The sequence below is a fragment of the Kitasatospora sp. NPDC059973 genome, assembly GCF_042737525.1.
GTDB lineage: Bacteria > Actinomycetota > Actinomycetes > Streptomycetales > Streptomycetaceae > Kitasatospora.
Genome location: NZ_JBHWUI010000051.1, coordinates 4,858 through 21,235 on the forward strand (window position 1 = coordinate 4,858; position 16,378 = coordinate 21,235).

The window sequence follows — 16,378 nt, forward strand, 5'->3', positions numbered from 1 at the left end:
ACCCCGCGCGCCAGCAACCCCCGGCCGGCCCGCCCCGGCCCCGCCGCCCCCCCCCCGGTGCCCCCACCCCCCCCGTTCCCGGGGCCCCCACCGGAAGTCGGCCGGGCCGACTTCCTGTGCGGCACCGATTCGCGCGTCTCATCAGCCCTTCGCGTAGACCAGCTGACCGCCCACGTACGTCCGCTCGACCCGGGTGGCGGCGATCTCCTCGGGCGGGGCGGCGAAGAAGTCGCGGTCGAGCACCACCAGGTCCGCGAGGTGGCCGGTCCGCAGGCTGCCCGCGTCGTCGTGGCCGTTCACATGGGCGGATCCGGCCGTGTAGGCGGCGAGGGCGGTGGCGAGGTCCAGCCGCTGCTCGGGGAGGAAGACCCGGCCGTCGGTCGCGTCGGGTTCCATCCGGTTGACGGCGACGTGGATGCCGGCGATCGGGTCCGGGCTGCTGACCGGCCAGTCGCTGCCCGCCGCGAGGGTGGCCCCGGCTCGCAGCAGTCCGCCGAACGGGTACTGCCAGGCGGCCCGTTCGGGGCCGAGGAACGGGATGGTGAGCTCGTCCATCTGGGGCTCGTGGGCGGCCCAGAGCGGCTGGATGTTCGCGATCGCGCCGAGTGCGGCGAAGCGCGGGAGGTCGCTCGGGTGGACCACCTGGAGGTGGGCGAGGTGGTGCCGGGTGCCGCGCCGGCCGTTGGCGGCCCGGGCGACCTCGATGGCGTCGAGCGCCTCGCGGACGGCGCGGTCGCCGAGGGCGTGGAAGTGCACCTGGAAGTCGAGCGCGTCCAGGGCGGTGACGTAGCCGCACAGGGCGGCGGGGTCGACGAAGCTGAGGCCGGAGTTGGCGGTGGCGCAGCCGCAGCCGTCCAGGTAGGGGGTGGAGAGCGCGGCCGTGAAGTTCTCGGCTATGCCGTCCTGCATGATCTTCACCGAGCCGGCCCGGAACCGGCCTCCGGTCAACTGCTTACGGCGGGCGACCAGTTCGGGGATCTGGTCGGCGCCCCGGTTGCGGTCCCACCAGAGCGCGCCGGTGACCCGCGCGGTCAGCGTGCCGGCCTCGGCGGCGGCGGCGTAGGCGTCGGACGGGTCCGGCTGGCCGTTGAAGATGCCGAGCAGGGCGTCCTGCCAGCCGGTGATGCCGAGCGAGTGCAGGAGTTCCTGCGCCCGGTGCAGTCCGGCCAGCCGCCCCGCCGCGTCGGTCGGCGGGACGAGCCGGGCGACCAGGCCGGTGGCGCCCTCCTGGAGCATCCCGCTCGGGGTGCCGTCCGGCTCGCGCTCGATCCGGCCGTCGGCCGGGTCGGGGGTGTCCCGGGAGAGCCCGGCGAGTTCCAGCGCCCGGGTGTTGGCCCAGGCGCCGTGGTGGTCGCGGTTGACCAGGTAGACCGGGCGGTCGGGCACGACGGAGTCGAGCAGTTGCCGGGTGGGCAGTCCGCCCGCGAAGCTCTCCATCGACCAGCCGCCGCCGGTGATCCACGTCCGGTCGGGGTGGGCGGCGGCGAACGCGGCGACGCGGCGCAGGTACTCGTCGGCGCCGACCGTCCCGGTGAGGTCGCACTCGGCGAGTTCGGTCCCGCCGAAGACGGCGTGGATGTGCGAGTCCTGGAAGCCGGGGATCAGCAACCGGCCTTCGAGGTCAACGACTTCGGTGCCGGGGCCGATCAGCTCGCGGACCTCGTCGTGGCCGACGGCGGTGATCCGCTCGCCGGTGACGGCAAGCGAGGTGGCGCGGGTGCGGGCCGGGTCGCCGGTGTGGACGGGACCGTTGGTGAAGACCAGGTCGGCCTTGGACATCGGTGGTGCTCCTGGGAGTTCGGCGGCCGGGGCGCGGCCGGGGTCGGGCCAGTAGTCGGGCCAGTAGTCGGAGGTCAGGCTGCGGGGGCGGCCGTCGGATCGGCGGGGGCCGGGTCGGCCGGTTCCGGCCGGTCGAAGTAGGCGGACTTGCGGTGGAAACGGGACCACGCGGCGGCCACCAGTCCGGAGCCGATCATCAGCACCGGCACGGACAGGCCGAACCAGCCGTTGTCGGCCGAGAGTTCGAAGTGGTCCGCGGAGTCGTACAGCATCCAGCAGAGATACCCGCCCACCGCCAGCAGCACCGCCGCGCCGAGCAGTGGGGCGACGACCGCGCGCAGGCCCTCCAGCGGTGAGGTGCGCAGCAGGTGCCGGAACCGGACCGCCGCCGCCACCGCGGTCAGCGCGTAGTAGAGCGCCACCACGATGCCGATCGCGTTGACCGTCGCCGAGATCAGGTCGTTCACGGTCGGGATGACCAGCGAGAGCACCGCGAGCAGGATGGCCGCGCCCGAGATCAGCAGGGTGCCGGCGGCAGGGGTGCCGTAGCGGGGGTGGATCCTGGTCCAGACCGGGCCGAGCGTGCCGTCCCGGCCCATCGCGTACATGCCCCGGGCGGTGGGGATGACGGAGGCCTGCAGCGAGGCCACGGCGGAGAAGGTGAGCGCGATCAGCGGCAGCGCGGCCAGCGGCTGGCGGGCCAGCTTCTCGCCGAGGTACGTCAGCCCGTGCGCGCCGTTGTCCGCCAACTCCTCCATCGGCAGCACCCGTTGGAAGGCCGTCCCGGCGAGCAGGAAGAGCAGCAGCATCACCGCCAGCGCGATGAATCCGCCGCGGGAGGCGTCACCCGGTTCGCGGACCTCCTCGCCGATACTGAACACCGACTCGAAGCCCCAGTAGCAGAACACCGCCAGCACCATGCCCTGCGCGAGGGCGTCCACGGACGGGATCGCGAAGGGGTTGTACCAGTCGAGCGAGAACGGCTGGTCCCCGGCGAACAGGCCGTAGCCGCAGAAGGCCAGCAGCACGACGTACTCGAAGACCAGCAGGTACTTCTGCAGCCGGGCGGCGAGCTCCAGGCCGCGCACCGCGACCAGCGCGGCGGCCACCAGGACGACCATGCCCAGCAGGGTGGCCTGGAGGGTGGAGTCCGCGTCCAGCCGCAGGCCGGCGACCGAGCGGACCCGCGCCTGGCCGAGCAGCTGGATCAGTGCCGAGCCGGTCACCGTCGTGGTGTAGGCCATGAACACCACGGTACCGACGGTGTTCACCCAGCCCGTGAGGAAACCGAGCCAGGGGTTGAGCACCCGGCCGACCCAGGTGTAGCTGCTGCCGGAGTCCGGGTCGACGCGGTTGAGCCGCCCGTACGCGCCGGCGATGCCGAGCACCGGGAGGAAGGCCAGCAGCATGATCGCCGGCAGGTGCAGGCCGACGACGCCCGCCATCAGGCCGAGCCCGATGCCGATGCTGCTGGTCGCCGCGGTGCTGGAGGCGGCGAGGACGATGCCGCCGACCACGCCGACGGACTTGGGCAGCGGGCCCTCGGGGGTGGGCGCGCCGGCTCTCGGGGTGTCGCCGGAGTCCTTGACCGTCGTTGCCAACGGATCACCGCCTTGATCGTGAGGGGAAGGGGTGGCGGCCGGTAGCTGTCCTGGCCGTGGCGGCCATGAAAGCCTCGCCCCGGTCACACGTCAATGCTGTTGTCATAAGGCGCGATGCCCTAGGCTCCCCGCCATGACGGAACGCGTGGTCCCCGAACCGCAACGGCGGCGCCGGAAACCGACCAAGCAGGGCACGGTGCTGTCCGAGCAGGTCATCGTGGCCACCGCCCTGCGGCTGATCGGCCAGCACGGCGCGGCCGCCCTCACCGTCCGCCGCCTCGGCGCCGCACTCGGCGCCGACCCGAGCGCGGTCTACCGGTACTTCCACAACACCGACGACCTGCTGCTGGCCGTCGCCGACGAACTCATCGGCCGCGCCCAGCACGGCCTCGCCCTCACCGGCGACTGGCGCACCGACCTCCACGCGATCGGCATGCGCGTCCACACCGCCTACCTGGCCCACCCCCAGGCCGCCCAGCTCGCCGCCCACCGCACCACCGGGCGCGACCACGAGACCCGGGCCGTCGAGACCATCCTCGGCGTGCTCCGCTCAGCCGGCTTCCCCGACCACGAGGCCGTCCCGATCTACCACGCCTTCATCGACCAGGCCCTCGCCTTCGCCGCCCAGGACGCCGCCGCCCTCGCCCTCCCACCCCCGGCCCGCGCCGCCGACCTCGCCGTCTGGCGCGTCCGCTACGGCCGCCTCACCCCCGCCACCCACCCCAACATCGCCGCCACCGCCCCCCTCCTCATCACCGACATGGACCGCAGCGGCTACCCCTTCGCCCTCGACCTCCTCCTCGAAGCCGTAGCCGCCCGCCTCGCGAAGCACGGGGGCGGTGGACGACCTGTCACCCCACGAGAGCCTTGACCAGCGAGAACACCAGCGCGTCAGCCCTCCCTGACCGCCGGATTCACGGTGCAGAAGTACACCGACTCCCCGCCCCTCTCGAAGAAGAAGCTGCCGGAGTACTGAGCGCGCGTGATCCGTCACTGTGCAGCCCGGCGGCACCCGGATCGACCAGCAACGCAAGGCCGGGAGGGACCGCACTGCCGGTACCACTGTCCGACCCGCTCAAGCGACTTCTCCGGAGCAGCACCCCTCGGCATCGAACAGCCCTGAAGCCCCACACCTTCTTCGTCACCGATCAAGGGGCCGAGACACCTCAGTCGGTCGGTCCTCGGAATTTCGGGGCTCTTCGGGCGAAAAGTATCTGCCGTCGGCACTGCCATCTCTCCAAGCTTTCGATGCTTGTCAAGAGAAATACACACCCCCCTCCTGGGCTTTAGCCCACATTAGCCTCGAGCCAAACACAGTGCCATTCTCGGAGCTGTTCACCCACAGGGTGGGCGGAGCCGCCCCATGAGACACTCGACGTGCTCCGAAACACAGATCGCCCGATAAGGGCACCTCCGAGAATTCCCCCACGGATGACCTTGCTCCCACTGAACGCCTGTCCACTTGGTCCGCATATTATACGAAATATAGCGCCTAGTGAATTTTGTGGGCTCTTTGCCTGCGCTTGGACATCGGATATGGTCGTACGCGTCGAAAGCTTAAGGGGAATTTCGACAGTGATCAGTTCGGCATTTCATGCCGTATTGGGGGGCGACATCTCATGATTTCCGCACGTCAAAACGGGCTTCTGGTCAGCGCGACGCTGGCCGTCGGCGCGACGCTGTTCGGCGGCCTCCTAGGCCCAGTCGGCGTCGCCCACGCCGCCGACTCTACTCAACAACCGGTGACGGTCGGCCGAGTCGCGGGTACCAGCCCAGCCGAGACGGCGGTCAGGGCGTCTCAGGAGCGCTGGCCGGCCCTCACCACTGCAGCTAAAGCAGCGTCACCTTCGGTGGCGGAGAAGCAGGTTGCCCAGAGCGTCGTCCTGGTACGGCAGGGCCAGGACCAGGAAGCCGCGTTGGCGGTTCCGCTGGCCGCCGCGAACAAGGGTCCCCTGCTCTACGCCGCCCCATCTGGCGTGCTCGCATCGGACACCATCGCCGAGATCCGGCGCATCCTGCCCAAGCGGGGCACGGTGTACCTGGTCGGCGGGTTCAACAACCTCGCAGTGGACCTGGTGGCGCGGGCGGGTTTCACACCCAAGGTGCTGCGCGGCGCGACGTTCGAGCAGACGTCCGTGGCCGTCGCTCGAGACGGCATCCAGAACACCCGGGAAGTGGTAATCGCCAACGGATTCAACCCGACGGACCTGATCAGCGCCGCCGCCGGAGCCGGGAACGTTCACGGCGCCCTTGTGCTGACCCGCGACCAGTCGCTGTCCCCGGAAGTCAAGGAGTACCTGGACGGACTCCCTCCCACTGTCGTCAAGACGACCGTGGGCATCTCGGTCCAGAACGTCTATGCCAACACCTACGGCCCGGTCGTGGGCCGCGATGACTTCGAGACCAGCGCCCTGGCGGCAGCCGAGTTCACCCGCAATCCGACGCGGATCACACTGGCCAGCCAGTCCAACGTGACAGAGGGCCTGCTTGGTGCCGCCGACGCGTCCTCTCGGGGCGCTTCGCTAGTGGTGAGCGAGGCGGCCTCGTTGCCCGTTCCCGCGCAGTGGCATGCGAGCGACACCCAGCGGTCGGTGACAGAGGTCAAGGTTGTCGGTGGAACGACCACCGTGAGCGACACGGTCGCCCAGCAGATGGCACAGGCGGCGACCGGAAACGAGACGGACAAGGCACCGACCCTCGACCAGGATCCGGCCAATGCGGCCGAGCTCGTCGCCCAACTCCAGCTCAGCTCCGCCCTCGACGACTGGACGCCGCCGACAACGAAGGCTGCGGCATCACCTCTCGCCCGCGAAGGCCGAGCCGCACCCTCTTCCTCGGGTTCCTCGGGCTACTACGGCGGGATGAATGGAAGCGAGTTCACGTTCTGTGTTCTTCAGCCGTCGCACTACAACATCTGCGACAAGGCCAGTGATCATGCGACCGTCGCGGAGAACGCAGCAAAGCGCGACTTCGCCGACTCGTTGCACAACGGCAAGGGCGATGCATTCCGCCACTGCTACTGGAACGCCCGAATGGCCATAGACATGGGCGTCAACACCGCAAAGGGCTTCGGGGACCGCCATGAGGATGGCGACGGGCCGGAGAACGAGAAGCGGATGGATCTCTACAACAATGCCGAAGGCCGATGGTTCGGCGCGTACTACAACAACGGCTACAGCCACCTTCCCAAGGAAGAGCGGTACCAGGCCGCCAACCACGACTGTGCGGTCAGCGCCGGCGTGGGCGACCTGCACACCATCGAGAAGTAGCAGTCAGGCAGACGGAGAATCGCCAGATGAATCCCCCCCGGCACCGCGCCGCCCGTAGCATCCTGATCGTGTCCCTGGCCGTTCTGGCTGCCGAGTTCATGGCCGGCCTCTGGATCGCCTTCGCCCTCGCCACTCTGGGAAGCGTCGGCCCTGCCGACGACTCCGAAACGAGCTTCGCGCGATACGCCGGGGTGCTTCTCGCCCTAGCCTGGTCGGCGCTCTGCGGATGGGCCGTCACCTCGGTCGTACGCCGGGTCCGTTCCGGCGTGCAGAGCCCGAGCCAGAGGCCCGATCGTCTCCTGGCAGCCATCGCGGCGGCTCATGCCTTGGGCACGGTGGTGGCCGCCGTTCGCGGATTCTGGCCGGCCGCCGCCGCCCTTCTGCTGCTCGGGGCAGTCTTTGTCGCCGGATCCTATCCGTCCAAGGACCGGACCGTCGCACAGCAATCGATGAACACCTAGAACCACAGCGAACACAGTCTGACTCAACCGACAAATGAGGATCCAACGTGAAGCGTCTGTTCAATTCGTGGCGCAGATATCGAAACCGTGCTCTCATTGTCAGCACAGCCGCTGCGACGCTTCTCCTCACCGCCACCCCGGCCAGTTCCGTTGTGGGTGGTTCTGTCGCCGATATCGGTGAGACCCCGTGGGTGGTGAGCATTCGAATCGACCAGGACGGCTTCGAGTGGAACTGCGCCGGTGCGCTCATCGCGCCGGCGCAGGTCATGACAGCCGCCCGGTGCGTCTCGGGCTTCGACCTCGCCACCATTCGTGTTGTCGCCGGCCAGGGCGACCGGGGCGCCGGCGGGGGTACCGAGGCCAAGATCCGAACAGTTTGGGTTCACCCCGGCTACTCCGACGACGACGTCATCCCGAAGAACGACATCGCCGTGCTGACGCTCGCCCGCGATCTGCCACAAACCCCGATCAAGCTCGCCCCGTCCATCTTCATTGGAGGCTCGCCCTACACCGCAGGCAACCCCGCGACTCTCGCAGGATGGGGAAGCACCACCCGTGAGGGCTCCACGTACTCCTCCAAACTCAACAGCGCGATCCTGCCGGTCGTCTCGAGCACGGTGTGCGAGGGCCAGGCCGGTTACGTCGCCGGCAAGAACTTCTGCGCCGGCGACGCCAAGGGTGGGGTGGACGCGTGCTTCGGCGATACAGGCGCCCCGCTCGTTGCGAAGAACATGCTGATCGGCATCACCTCGTACGGCGTGGGATGCGGCGAGCCCGGCCAGTACACCCTCTTCACGAAGACCAATGCCTACTCCTTGTCCACGGATGTCCGCCAGCCCGCCATCCCGATCGTCAACCAGAATTCCCGGCAATGTCTCGCCATTCCGGCCGGGAGCACGGTTCCCGGCGAGACGTCCATTCAGTGGGGCTGCCTCGGTCTGGCCGACCAGCGGTGGTCCGCTCGCCCGGTGCCGGGCACTCCGTATGTAGAGATCGTCAATGCCAACTCCCATCTCTGCCTCAGCATCAACGGCGGAAGCCAGGTCGCCGGCGAGTCGGCAATCCAGTGGGAATGCAACGGCAACACGGACCAGCACTGGACCAAGCAGGTGGATCGTTACCAGGACGGTGAGGCCGTCTACACACTCGTCAACCGCGGATCAGGCCAATGCCTTGCCGTCTGGCAGGCCAGCACGGACCAGGGCCAGAAGGCCGTCCAATGGCCGTGCGCCGACAACGCCGACCACAGGTGGACCTGGTGAATGCCGCGTGGCGGCTGTTCTCCGGCTGAGGGTCAACGGCCGGGTCGGCGAGCTCCGCAAACATTCCTGGAGCGCGCTCGGGGTCTGGCAGTGCAATGGCGCGACGAACCAGCGCTGGTACTTCGAGGCTCAGACGCGTTGAGCACCGCTGCGCACGCCTGCGGCCCCCTCCCGAGTGGTGCTCGGGAGGGGGCCGTTCGGCGTTGTCGAGGGGGTCAGACGGAGGCGGGTGGGGCGGTGGCGGTGCCGGCGGGGGTGCCGAGGGTGCGTTCGGCCTTGGCGACGGCGGCGCGGTAGTAGAGGGAGGCGAGTTGGGAGGAGGGGTCGTCGCGCTGGTAGAAGCCGTAGGAGAGGGCGACGGTGCCGAAGCGTTCGACCGCGAGGTAGCCGCTAAGCGGGACGCCGGCGAGGGTGCCGTCGAGGCGGACGGCGGGGGCGTCCTTGCGGTCGCCCAGGGTGACGGGGGTGACGGTGAAGGTCACGGAAGCGTCGGTCCCGTCGTTGAAGGTGAGGCTGTGGCAGTCGGTGAACGCGTCGGACACCACGGTGAGGTCGCTGGTGAGTTGGGTGGCGTCCTCGGCGGTGAGCGACTCGGTCAGCATCGGGTTGCCGTCGGGGCCGTCGAACTCGATCTCCTGGTGCGGCAGTTGAGAGGACGGCCCGGATTCGTTCCCGTTCAGCAGCGCGCGGAGCGCGTCGCAGCCGGCGACCGGGGAGGCGCCGCCCGCCGCCGTCGGGCTGTCGGCGACCGGGACTTCGGAGAAGTTCGGGCCGAGTTCGGTGTTGCTCAGCAGGGCCGCCTTCAGCTGGTCGGCCGTGGGGAGCTGGCCGGCCGGCGCGGCCGCCCGGATCGTCACGGCCGACGGGGCCGCGGAGCCGGTGGCGATACCGGCCGCCCCGAGGGTGAGCACGGTGGCCACGGCTGCGGCGGTGAGGGCGAGGAGAGGCCTCGGGTGAGACATACGGCCCCCGATCGGGAGTCGGGCAGGGACAGGCACTCAGTGTCCCACCGGGCCTGCGGCCGCGCCCGCCCACGCGGCATCGTCGCAGGTCAGGCCGTAGGGAGGTCAGGTCGGGAGGGGTCGGCGGGCAGGGCGGCCCGGGTCTCGGTGAGCCACTCCACCCAGAAGGACTCCAGCCCGATTCCGGCCCGCAGTACGGCGTGCCGCAGCCGGTCCCCGTCGGCCGGCTCGCTGCCCTCGGCGGGCCGGCCACCCTCCGCCGCCCGGCCCGACGGGAAGTCCCGCCGCTCGATCTCCCGGTAGTCGGCCAACTGCGCACGGTGCAGCGCGAGGTGGCGGGCCAGCTCGGCGTCGAGCCCGGCCGTGCCGACCACCGCCGCCGCGCGCAGCCGCAGCAACAGCGGCTCGCGGACGGCCTTCGGGTCGTCCCCGCCGGCCGTCCACCGTTCGAGCTCGGCGCGGCCGGCGGGCAGGACGTCGTACTCCTTCTTCTGCCCCCGCACCGGACCGTCCTGCGGGAGCGCCCGGATCAGTCCGGCGGTCTCCAGCCGGCCCAGCTCCCGGTAGATCTGCTGGTGGGTGGCGGACCAGAAGAACCCGATCGACCTGTCGAACCGCCTGGTCAGCTCCAGCCCCGAGGACGGCTTCTCCAGCAGGGCGGTCAGGATGGCGTGCGGCAGGGACATGCCCCGATCCTAGATCCCACCGGAGCACCCGCCCCCGTCAGATCGTGGCGGCCAGTTCGGTGCCCTGCTTCACGGCGCGTTTGGCGTCGAGTTCGGCGGCCACGTCGGCGCCGCCGATCAGGTGGGGGGTGATGCCGAGTTCGCGCAGGGCGGCGTCCAGGTCGCGGCGGGGTTCCTGGCCGGTGCAGAGGACGACGGTGTCCACGGGCAGGAGCTGCCGTTCGCCGTCCACGACGAAGTGCAGGCCGGCGTCGTCGATCAGTTCGTAGCTCGCGCCGGCGACCATGGTGACGCCGCGGTGCTTGAGCTCGGTGCGGTGGATCCAGCCGGTGGTCTTGCCGAGGCCGGCGCCGACCTTGGTGGCCTTGCGCTGCATCAGGTGGACGCTGCGCGGGGGGCGGGGCGGCTCGGGGCGGGTGAGGCCGCCGCGCTCGCGGTACTCCGGGTCGATGCCCCACTTGCGGTGGAAAACCGGCGGGTTGAGGCTGGCGGCGTCGCCCTGGTCGGTGAGGTACTCGGCGACGTCGAAGCCGATGCCGCCCGCGCCGAGGACGGCGACCCGCTCGCCGACGGGCGCGCCGTCGCGCAGCACGTCCAGGTAGCCGACGACGCTGGGGTGGTCGATGCCCGGGAGGTCGGCCGGGGTGCGCGGGGTGACGCCGGTGGCGAGGACGATCTCGTCGAAGCCCTCGGCGGCGAGCTGCTCCGCGTCGACCAGTGCGCCGAGGCGCAGCTCGACCGCCAACTCGGCCAGCCGGGTGCGGTAGTAGCGCAGCGTCTCGTCGAACTCCTCCTTGCCGGGGATCCGCCGGGCCACGTTCAGCTGCCCGCCGACGGTGTCGGCGGCGTCGAACAGGGTGACGCCGTGGCCGCGTTCGGCGGCGGAGACGGCGAAGGCGAGCCCGGCCGGCCCGGCGCCGACGACGCCGATCCGCTTGCGCCGCTTGGTCGGTGCGAGGACGAGTTCGGTCTCGTGGCAGGCGCGCGGGTTGACCAGGCAGGAGGTGATCTGCCCGCTGAAGGTGTGGTCCAGGCAGGCCTGGTTGCAGCCGATGCAGGTGTTGATGGCGGCGGAGCGGTCGCCCTGCGCCTTGGCGACGAAGTCGGGGTCGGCGAGCAGCGGGCGGGCCAGCGAGACGAGGTCGGCGCAGCCGTCGGCGAGCAACTGCTCGGCGATCTCGGGGGTGTTGATGCGGTTGCTGGTGACGAGCGGGATGCCGACCGAGCCCATCACCTTCTTCGTCACCCAGGCGTAGGCGCCGCGCGGGACGGAGGTGGCGATGGTGGGGATCCGCGCCTCGTGCCAGCCGATGCCGGAGTTGATGATGGTCGCGCCGGCCGCCTCGACGGCCTGGGCGAGCCGGACGACCTCGGCGAGGGTGGAGCCGCCGGGGACGAGGTCGAGCATGGAGAGGCGGTAGACCAGGATGAAGTCGGGGCCGACCCGCTCGCGGACCCGGCGGACGATCTCGACCGGGAAGCGCATCCGGTTCTCGTAGGCGCCGCCCCACTCGTCCTCGCGGTGGTTGGTGGCGGCGGCGGTGAACTCGTTGATCAGGTAGCCCTCGGAGCCCATGATCTCGACGCCGTCGTAGCCGGCCCGCTGCGCGAGGGCGGCGCAGCGGACGAAGTCCTCGATCGTCTGCTCGACCTGCTCGGCGGTGAGGGCGTTCGGCACGTACGGGCTGATCGGGGCCTGGAGGGCGCTGGGCGCGACCAGGTCGGGGTGGTAGGCGTAACGGCCGAAGTGCAGGATCTGCATCGCGATGCGGCCGCCGGCGGCGTGCACGGCGTCGGTGACGACGCGGTGCCGGTCGGCCTCCGCCTCGGTGGTGAGCATGGCGCCGCCGCCCCAGGGCCGACCGGCCTCGTTGGGGGCGATGCCGCCGGTGACGATCAGGCCGACGCCGCCGCGGGCGCGCTCGGCGTAGAACGCGGCCATCCGCTCGAAGCCGTTCGGCGCCTCTTCCAGGCCGACGTGCATCGATCCCATGATCACGCGGTTGGGGAGGGTGGTGAAGCCGAGGTCGAGCGGGCTCAGCAGGTGCGGGTACGGCTTCCGGGCCCGGTGGGGGTCGGTGCTCATCGGCGTCTCCTGTGCGGCGTGCGGCGGCTCGTTGTTACCACACGGTAGGGGACGTGGAGCCGAGTATGCAACTAGTTGCATAAAAGCGCCCTGCGCGGGACGACGGCCGGCCCGCCCGGCCGCGTCCGAAATTGCCTGACCGCCCGTCAGCTCGGGGCCGGATGTGCGTAGGGTTCCTCCTCGGTGGGGGTTCGGAGGAACCCCGGGACCGGTGGGGGTTCGGAGGAACCCCGGGGAGGGGACGACTGTGCGAGGCGGATCGATAGCCGTGGTCGGCGGCAGCATCGCGGGGTGCGCGTTCGCACGGGCGGCCGCCCGGGGCGGGGCGGAGCGGGTGGTCGTGCTGGAGCGCAGCCCGGGCCGGCTGGAGGACCGCGGCGTCGGCCTCTGCGTCCTGGAGGACCGCTTCGCCGAACTGGCGGGCGCCGGCCACCTCGACGACGGCATGCGGTGGCACCGGCTGACCGAACGGCAGTGGCTGGCGCGCGATCCCGACGGCGGGGGCGGACCGCGCGGGCGGCTGCTCTGGGCGCAGGGGATGCCGTTCCGCTCCTACCACTGGGGCGTGCTCTGGCAGTCGCTGCGCGAACGCACGCCGGACAGTGTGGAGTTCCGGCTCGGCGAGACCGTCCCCGCCGTCGGGAACGGCACCTCCGGTGCCGGCGCCCCGGGCACCGGCGCCGACCACGCCTGGGTGACCGGCGCGGCCGGCGGACGCGAGCCGTACGACCTGGTGATCGGCGCCGACGGGTACCGCTCGGTGGTCCGCGAGGCCGTCTGCCCCGAGGCCCGGCCCGAGTACGCGGGCTACGTCTGCTGGCGCGGCAGCTTCGACGCCCGGCTGCTGGACGGGCTGCCCGGCGGCGCGGCACGCTGGCCGGAGCACGAGGTGATCACGGTCTGCTACCCCGGCGGCCAGGTGGTGCTCTACCGCATACCCGGCCTGGCCCCGGGCTCCACCCAGGTCAACTTCGTCTTCTACGCGCCGACCCCGGCCTGGCTGCGGCCGGGTGACCCGACCAGCGTCCCGGCCGGCGCGCTCACCGGCGGGCAGTTCGAGGAACTGGCCGAGCTGGCCGAGCGGCACCTGCCTTCCTACTGGGCGGGGGTCGTCGCGCTCTCCCCCCGCGAGCGGACCTTCATCCAGCCGATCTACGACCTCGCGACGCCGCGCCGGACCGCCGGGCGCCTGCTGCTCGCCGGGGACGCGGCCACCGTCGTCCGCCCGCACAACACCAGCGGCGCGGTCAAGGCCGTGCAGGACGCCTGCGCCTTCGAGGACGCCTGGCGGGCGGCGGACTCCTGGGCGGAGCTGCTGCCCGCGTACGACCGCGAACGCGGCACGGTGGGGCGGGAGATGGTCGAGGTCGGCCGGCGGCTCGGGCGGGCCCAGGTGACCGGGGCGCCCGACTGGGCGACCATGGACGAGGGCGCGATGACCGCCTGGTGGCGCCAACAGGTCGCCGGCACGGGAGGGTTCGGCGGCCACGCGCTCGGTCGTCCACCGACGGGGCGTCAGAACCCCTGAATGTCAGAGTGATTCACCCCCGGACCGCCGCGTCGACGGTCCGGGGGTGGCGCTGGCGTCTCAGACGTTGACGCCGTAGTCGGTGGCGATGCCGCGCAGGCCGGAGGCGTACCCCTGGCCGATGGCGCGGAACTTCCACTCGGCGCCGTTGCGGTACAGCTCACCGAAGACCATCGCGGTCTCGGTCGAGGCGTCCTCGGAGAGGTCGTACCGGGCGATCTCCTGGCCGTTGGCCTGGTTGACGATCCGGATGAACGCGTTGCGGACCTGGCCGAAGCTCTGCAGGCGGGCGTCGGCGTCGTAGATCGACACGGGGAAGACCACCTTGGCCACCCCGGCCGGCACCGCGTCGAGGTCGACCCTGATCTGCTCGTCGTCGCCGTCACCGCCACCGGTCAGGTTGTCGCCGCTGTGCTCGACCGAACCCTCGGGGCTGCGCAGGTTGTTGAAGAAGACGAAGTGCTGGTCCGAGACCACCTTGCCGAGCGCGTTGCAGAGCAGCGCGCTCGCGTCCAGGTCGTAGTCGGCCCCGGTGGTGGTCCGCACGTCCCAGCCCAGACCGACGATGACGGCGGTCAGGCCCGGCGCCTCCTTGGTCAGCGAGACATTGCCACCCTTGGCCAGCGAAACTCCCACGATGCCCTCCTCGGTTGCTCTCCCTCCGAAAGAATCTACAACACTGTAGAGATCACGAGAATCCATCCGACCTGATGCGCCCCCGTCGTGCGCCCCCGGCAGCACCCACCCGCGCGCGCCGGCCGTCCGACCCGCTCCCCGCACGTCACCGACCTACTCACCGGGCTCCGCCGCCGCCCCCGCCTCGACCGCCCCCGCCTCGACCGCCCCCGCCCCCGCGAGCAGCTCGGCGACGTGCGGCGGCAGCAGGCAGGCCTGCCGCGCCAGCAGGTCGACGAAGGCCGCCGTCAGCGGATCCGGCCGGGTCCGGGTGTACGCCGCGAGCGGGCGCCGCACGGGCGGCTCGGGCAGGCGGACCAGGCCGTCGAAGCCCGGCGGGACGAGGTTGGCGGGCACCAGGGCCGGCCCCAGCCCGGCCGCGGCCAGCAGCGGCGCGGCGGCCGTCTGCTCGGTCCGCACCGCGGCCCTCGGCCGGAACCCGGCCTCCGCGCACGCCCCGTCGAGCAGGTCGGCGAGGCCGTTGCCCGGCGCGTAGTGCACCCAGTCGCGCCCGGACAGGTCCGCCAGCCGGACCACCCGGCCCGCCGGCACCGCGTCCGGTTCGGCCGGCAGCGCCAGCACGAACTCCTCGACGCCCAGCTCCCGGATCGGCCCCTCCCAGTCCGGCGGCGGCGTACCGACCGCGACGTCGGCCTGACCGGCCGCCATCGCCGCGCGCAGCTCGTCGTTGTGGGCGTACTCGCGCAGCCGGATCCGCACCATCGGGTGGAGCCGGTGCCAGGCCCGCAGCACCGGCGGCAGGATGCCGAGGCTGATCGAGTAGACGGTGGCGAGTTCGAGCTCGCCGGCGTCCAGACCGGCCGCGAGACGGGCCGCGGTGCGCAGGCGCTCGGCGTCGGCGAGCGCGGCGCGGGCGTGCGGGAGCACCGCGCGGCCCATCGGCGTCAATCGGACGGCACGCGGCAGGCGCTCCAGCAGCGCCCCGCCGACGGCCCGCTCCAGCGCCCGGACCTGGTGCGAGAGCGCGGGCTGGGTGACGTGCAGCAGCTCGGCGGCCCGGGTGAACGAGCCGGTGTCGACGACGGTCACCAGGTATTCGAGCTGTCGGAGAGTGGCCATGCACAGAGTTTATGGCTCGGCGAAAAGACAAGCCTTGGACGCATCGGTGCAGCTCGGCGCAGGGTGGAACACGAAACCGCCCCCTTCTCCCGGAGTAACGATCATGACCGCCACCTCCCCTGCCACCGCGCCCGCCCTCGCCCCCGCCGCCCTCGAAGGGCGCCGCGTCGTGGTCGTCGGCGCCGGCTCGAACACCGGTCGCGCGCTCGCCCGCACCGCCTCCGCGGCCGGCGCCGAACTGGTCCTGGCCGGCCCCGACCCGCGCAAGCTGGAGTGGACCGCCGGCGAGCTGTCCGGCCCGGCCCGGGTCGTCCCCGTGGACCTCACCGACGAGGCGTCGATCGCCGCCCTCGCCGCCGCGACCGGCCGGTTCGACCACCTGGTCTCGACCGCCGCCATGCCCGCCAACGGCCCGCTCGCCGAACTCGAACTCGCCGACGTCCAGCGCGCGTTCGCGGCCAAGGTGGTCGGCCCGCTGCTGCTGGCGAAGCACCTGGCCGGCCAGGCCGCCACCGACGGGCCGGACGGCGCCTCGTTCACCTTCTTCTCCGGCGTCGCCGCCTGGCGCCCGGCGCCCGCCCGCACGGTGATGGCCGCCACCAACGGCGCGCTGGCCTTCCTGGTGCAGGCCCTCGCGGTGGAGATCGCCCCGGTCCGGGTCAACGCCGTCTCCCCCGGCATCGTGGACAGCGGCGCCTGGGACCGGATGGGCACCGACAAGGAGCCGTTCCTGCGCGCGGTCGCCGAGCGCAACCCCGCCCGCCGGGTCGGCAGCCCGGACGACCTGGTCCGCGCCGTCCTCTTCTCGATGGCCAGCCCGTTCGTCACCGGAACGGTCCTGCACGTGGACGGCGGCGGCCGCCTGGTCTGACCGCGAAGGCCGTGGGCGGGGCGCGGTGCCCCGCCCAGGTGGCGGAGCACGCGCTCCGGCCACGCCGCGAGGTCCGGCCTAGACTGGCCGTGCGGGCCAGGACCCCCGCGCGGGAGGT

13 protein-coding genes are annotated in these 16,378 nt (G+C 71.7%); 6 read left to right on the forward strand and 7 right to left on the reverse strand.

What is annotated here, in order from left to right:
• Positions 1 to 141: 141 nt before the first annotated feature.
• Together ACFWA9_RS16330 and ACFWA9_RS16335 are read right to left on the reverse strand one after the other, a co-directional pair.
• Entirely contained in the window at positions 142 to 1,779 is a 1,638-nt protein-coding gene (locus ACFWA9_RS16330; protein WP_380387666.1) for an amidohydrolase, read from the reverse strand.
• A gap of 74 nt (positions 1,780 to 1,853) precedes the next feature.
• Positions 1,854 to 3,380 carry an APC family permease gene (locus tag ACFWA9_RS16335; protein WP_380387669.1) on the reverse strand — a complete coding sequence of 509 codons (1,527 nt, stop codon included), beginning with the start codon at positions 3,378 to 3,380 and terminating at the stop codon, positions 1,854 to 1,856.
• A 133-nt stretch (positions 3,381 to 3,513) separates the two neighbouring features.
• Between ACFWA9_RS16335 and ACFWA9_RS16340 the strand changes: the two genes are divergently transcribed.
• The 4 genes from ACFWA9_RS16340 to ACFWA9_RS16355 all read left to right on the forward strand — a co-directional run bounded on the left by ACFWA9_RS16340 (position 3,514) and on the right by ACFWA9_RS16355 (position 8,372).
• A complete protein-coding gene (locus ACFWA9_RS16340; RefSeq protein WP_380387671.1) occupies positions 3,514 to 4,251 on the forward strand; it encodes a TetR/AcrR family transcriptional regulator in 738 nt (245 codons plus the stop codon).
• Positions 4,252 to 4,999: 748 nt separating this feature from the next.
• Positions 5,000 to 6,649: a DUF6973 domain-containing protein gene (locus tag ACFWA9_RS16345; RefSeq protein ID WP_380387674.1), complete on the forward strand. Its 1,650-nt coding sequence runs from the start codon at positions 5,000 to 5,002 to the stop codon at positions 6,647 to 6,649.
• Between the two features lie 68 nt (positions 6,650 to 6,717).
• Positions 6,718 to 7,110 carry a hypothetical protein gene (locus tag ACFWA9_RS16350; protein ID WP_380387677.1) on the forward strand — a complete coding sequence of 131 codons (393 nt, stop codon included), beginning with the start codon at positions 6,718 to 6,720 and terminating at the stop codon, positions 7,108 to 7,110.
• Positions 7,111 to 7,157: 47 nt separating this feature from the next.
• Positions 7,158 to 8,372: a trypsin-like serine protease gene (locus tag ACFWA9_RS16355; RefSeq protein WP_380387679.1), complete on the forward strand. Its 1,215-nt coding sequence runs from the start codon at positions 7,158 to 7,160 to the stop codon at positions 8,370 to 8,372.
• A 215-nt stretch (positions 8,373 to 8,587) separates the two neighbouring features.
• On the opposite strand, the gene ACFWA9_RS16360 is transcribed toward ACFWA9_RS16355, so the two are convergent.
• The 3 genes from ACFWA9_RS16360 to ACFWA9_RS16370 all read right to left on the reverse strand — a co-directional run bounded on the left by ACFWA9_RS16360 (position 8,588) and on the right by ACFWA9_RS16370 (position 12,106).
• Positions 8,588 to 9,334, reverse strand: coding sequence for a hypothetical protein (locus ACFWA9_RS16360; protein ID WP_380387682.1), 747 nt, complete (start codon positions 9,332 to 9,334; stop codon positions 8,588 to 8,590).
• Between the two features lie 89 nt (positions 9,335 to 9,423).
• Positions 9,424 to 10,020 carry a PadR family transcriptional regulator gene (locus ACFWA9_RS16365; RefSeq protein WP_380387685.1) on the reverse strand — a complete coding sequence of 199 codons (597 nt, stop codon included), beginning with the start codon at positions 10,018 to 10,020 and terminating at the stop codon, positions 9,424 to 9,426.
• Between the two features lie 37 nt (positions 10,021 to 10,057).
• Positions 10,058 to 12,106, reverse strand: coding sequence for an FAD-dependent oxidoreductase (locus ACFWA9_RS16370; protein WP_380387688.1), 2,049 nt, complete (start codon positions 12,104 to 12,106; stop codon positions 10,058 to 10,060).
• A gap of 247 nt (positions 12,107 to 12,353) precedes the next feature.
• Between ACFWA9_RS16370 and ACFWA9_RS16375 the strand changes: the two genes are divergently transcribed.
• Complete coding sequence (locus ACFWA9_RS16375) at positions 12,354 to 13,634, forward strand: FAD-dependent monooxygenase (protein WP_380387691.1); 1,281 nt, start codon at positions 12,354 to 12,356, stop codon at positions 13,632 to 13,634.
• 60 nt (positions 13,635 to 13,694) lie between these two features.
• Here ACFWA9_RS16375 and ACFWA9_RS16380 read toward each other — a convergent pair whose 3' ends face one another.
• Positions 13,695 to 14,270 carry a TerD family protein gene (locus ACFWA9_RS16380; RefSeq protein ID WP_329490340.1) on the reverse strand — a complete coding sequence of 192 codons (576 nt, stop codon included), beginning with the start codon at positions 14,268 to 14,270 and terminating at the stop codon, positions 13,695 to 13,697.
• Between the two features lie 153 nt (positions 14,271 to 14,423).
• On the reverse strand, positions 14,424 to 15,389 hold the full coding sequence (locus ACFWA9_RS16385) for a LysR family transcriptional regulator (protein ID WP_380387695.1): 966 nt from the start codon (positions 15,387 to 15,389) through the stop codon (positions 14,424 to 14,426).
• Between the two features lie 103 nt (positions 15,390 to 15,492).
• Between ACFWA9_RS16385 and ACFWA9_RS16390 the strand changes: the two genes are divergently transcribed.
• On the forward strand, positions 15,493 to 16,260 hold the full coding sequence (locus ACFWA9_RS16390; protein ID WP_380387697.1) for an SDR family oxidoreductase: 768 nt from the start codon (positions 15,493 to 15,495) through the stop codon (positions 16,258 to 16,260).
• The last annotated feature ends 118 nt before the right edge of the window (positions 16,261 to 16,378 follow it).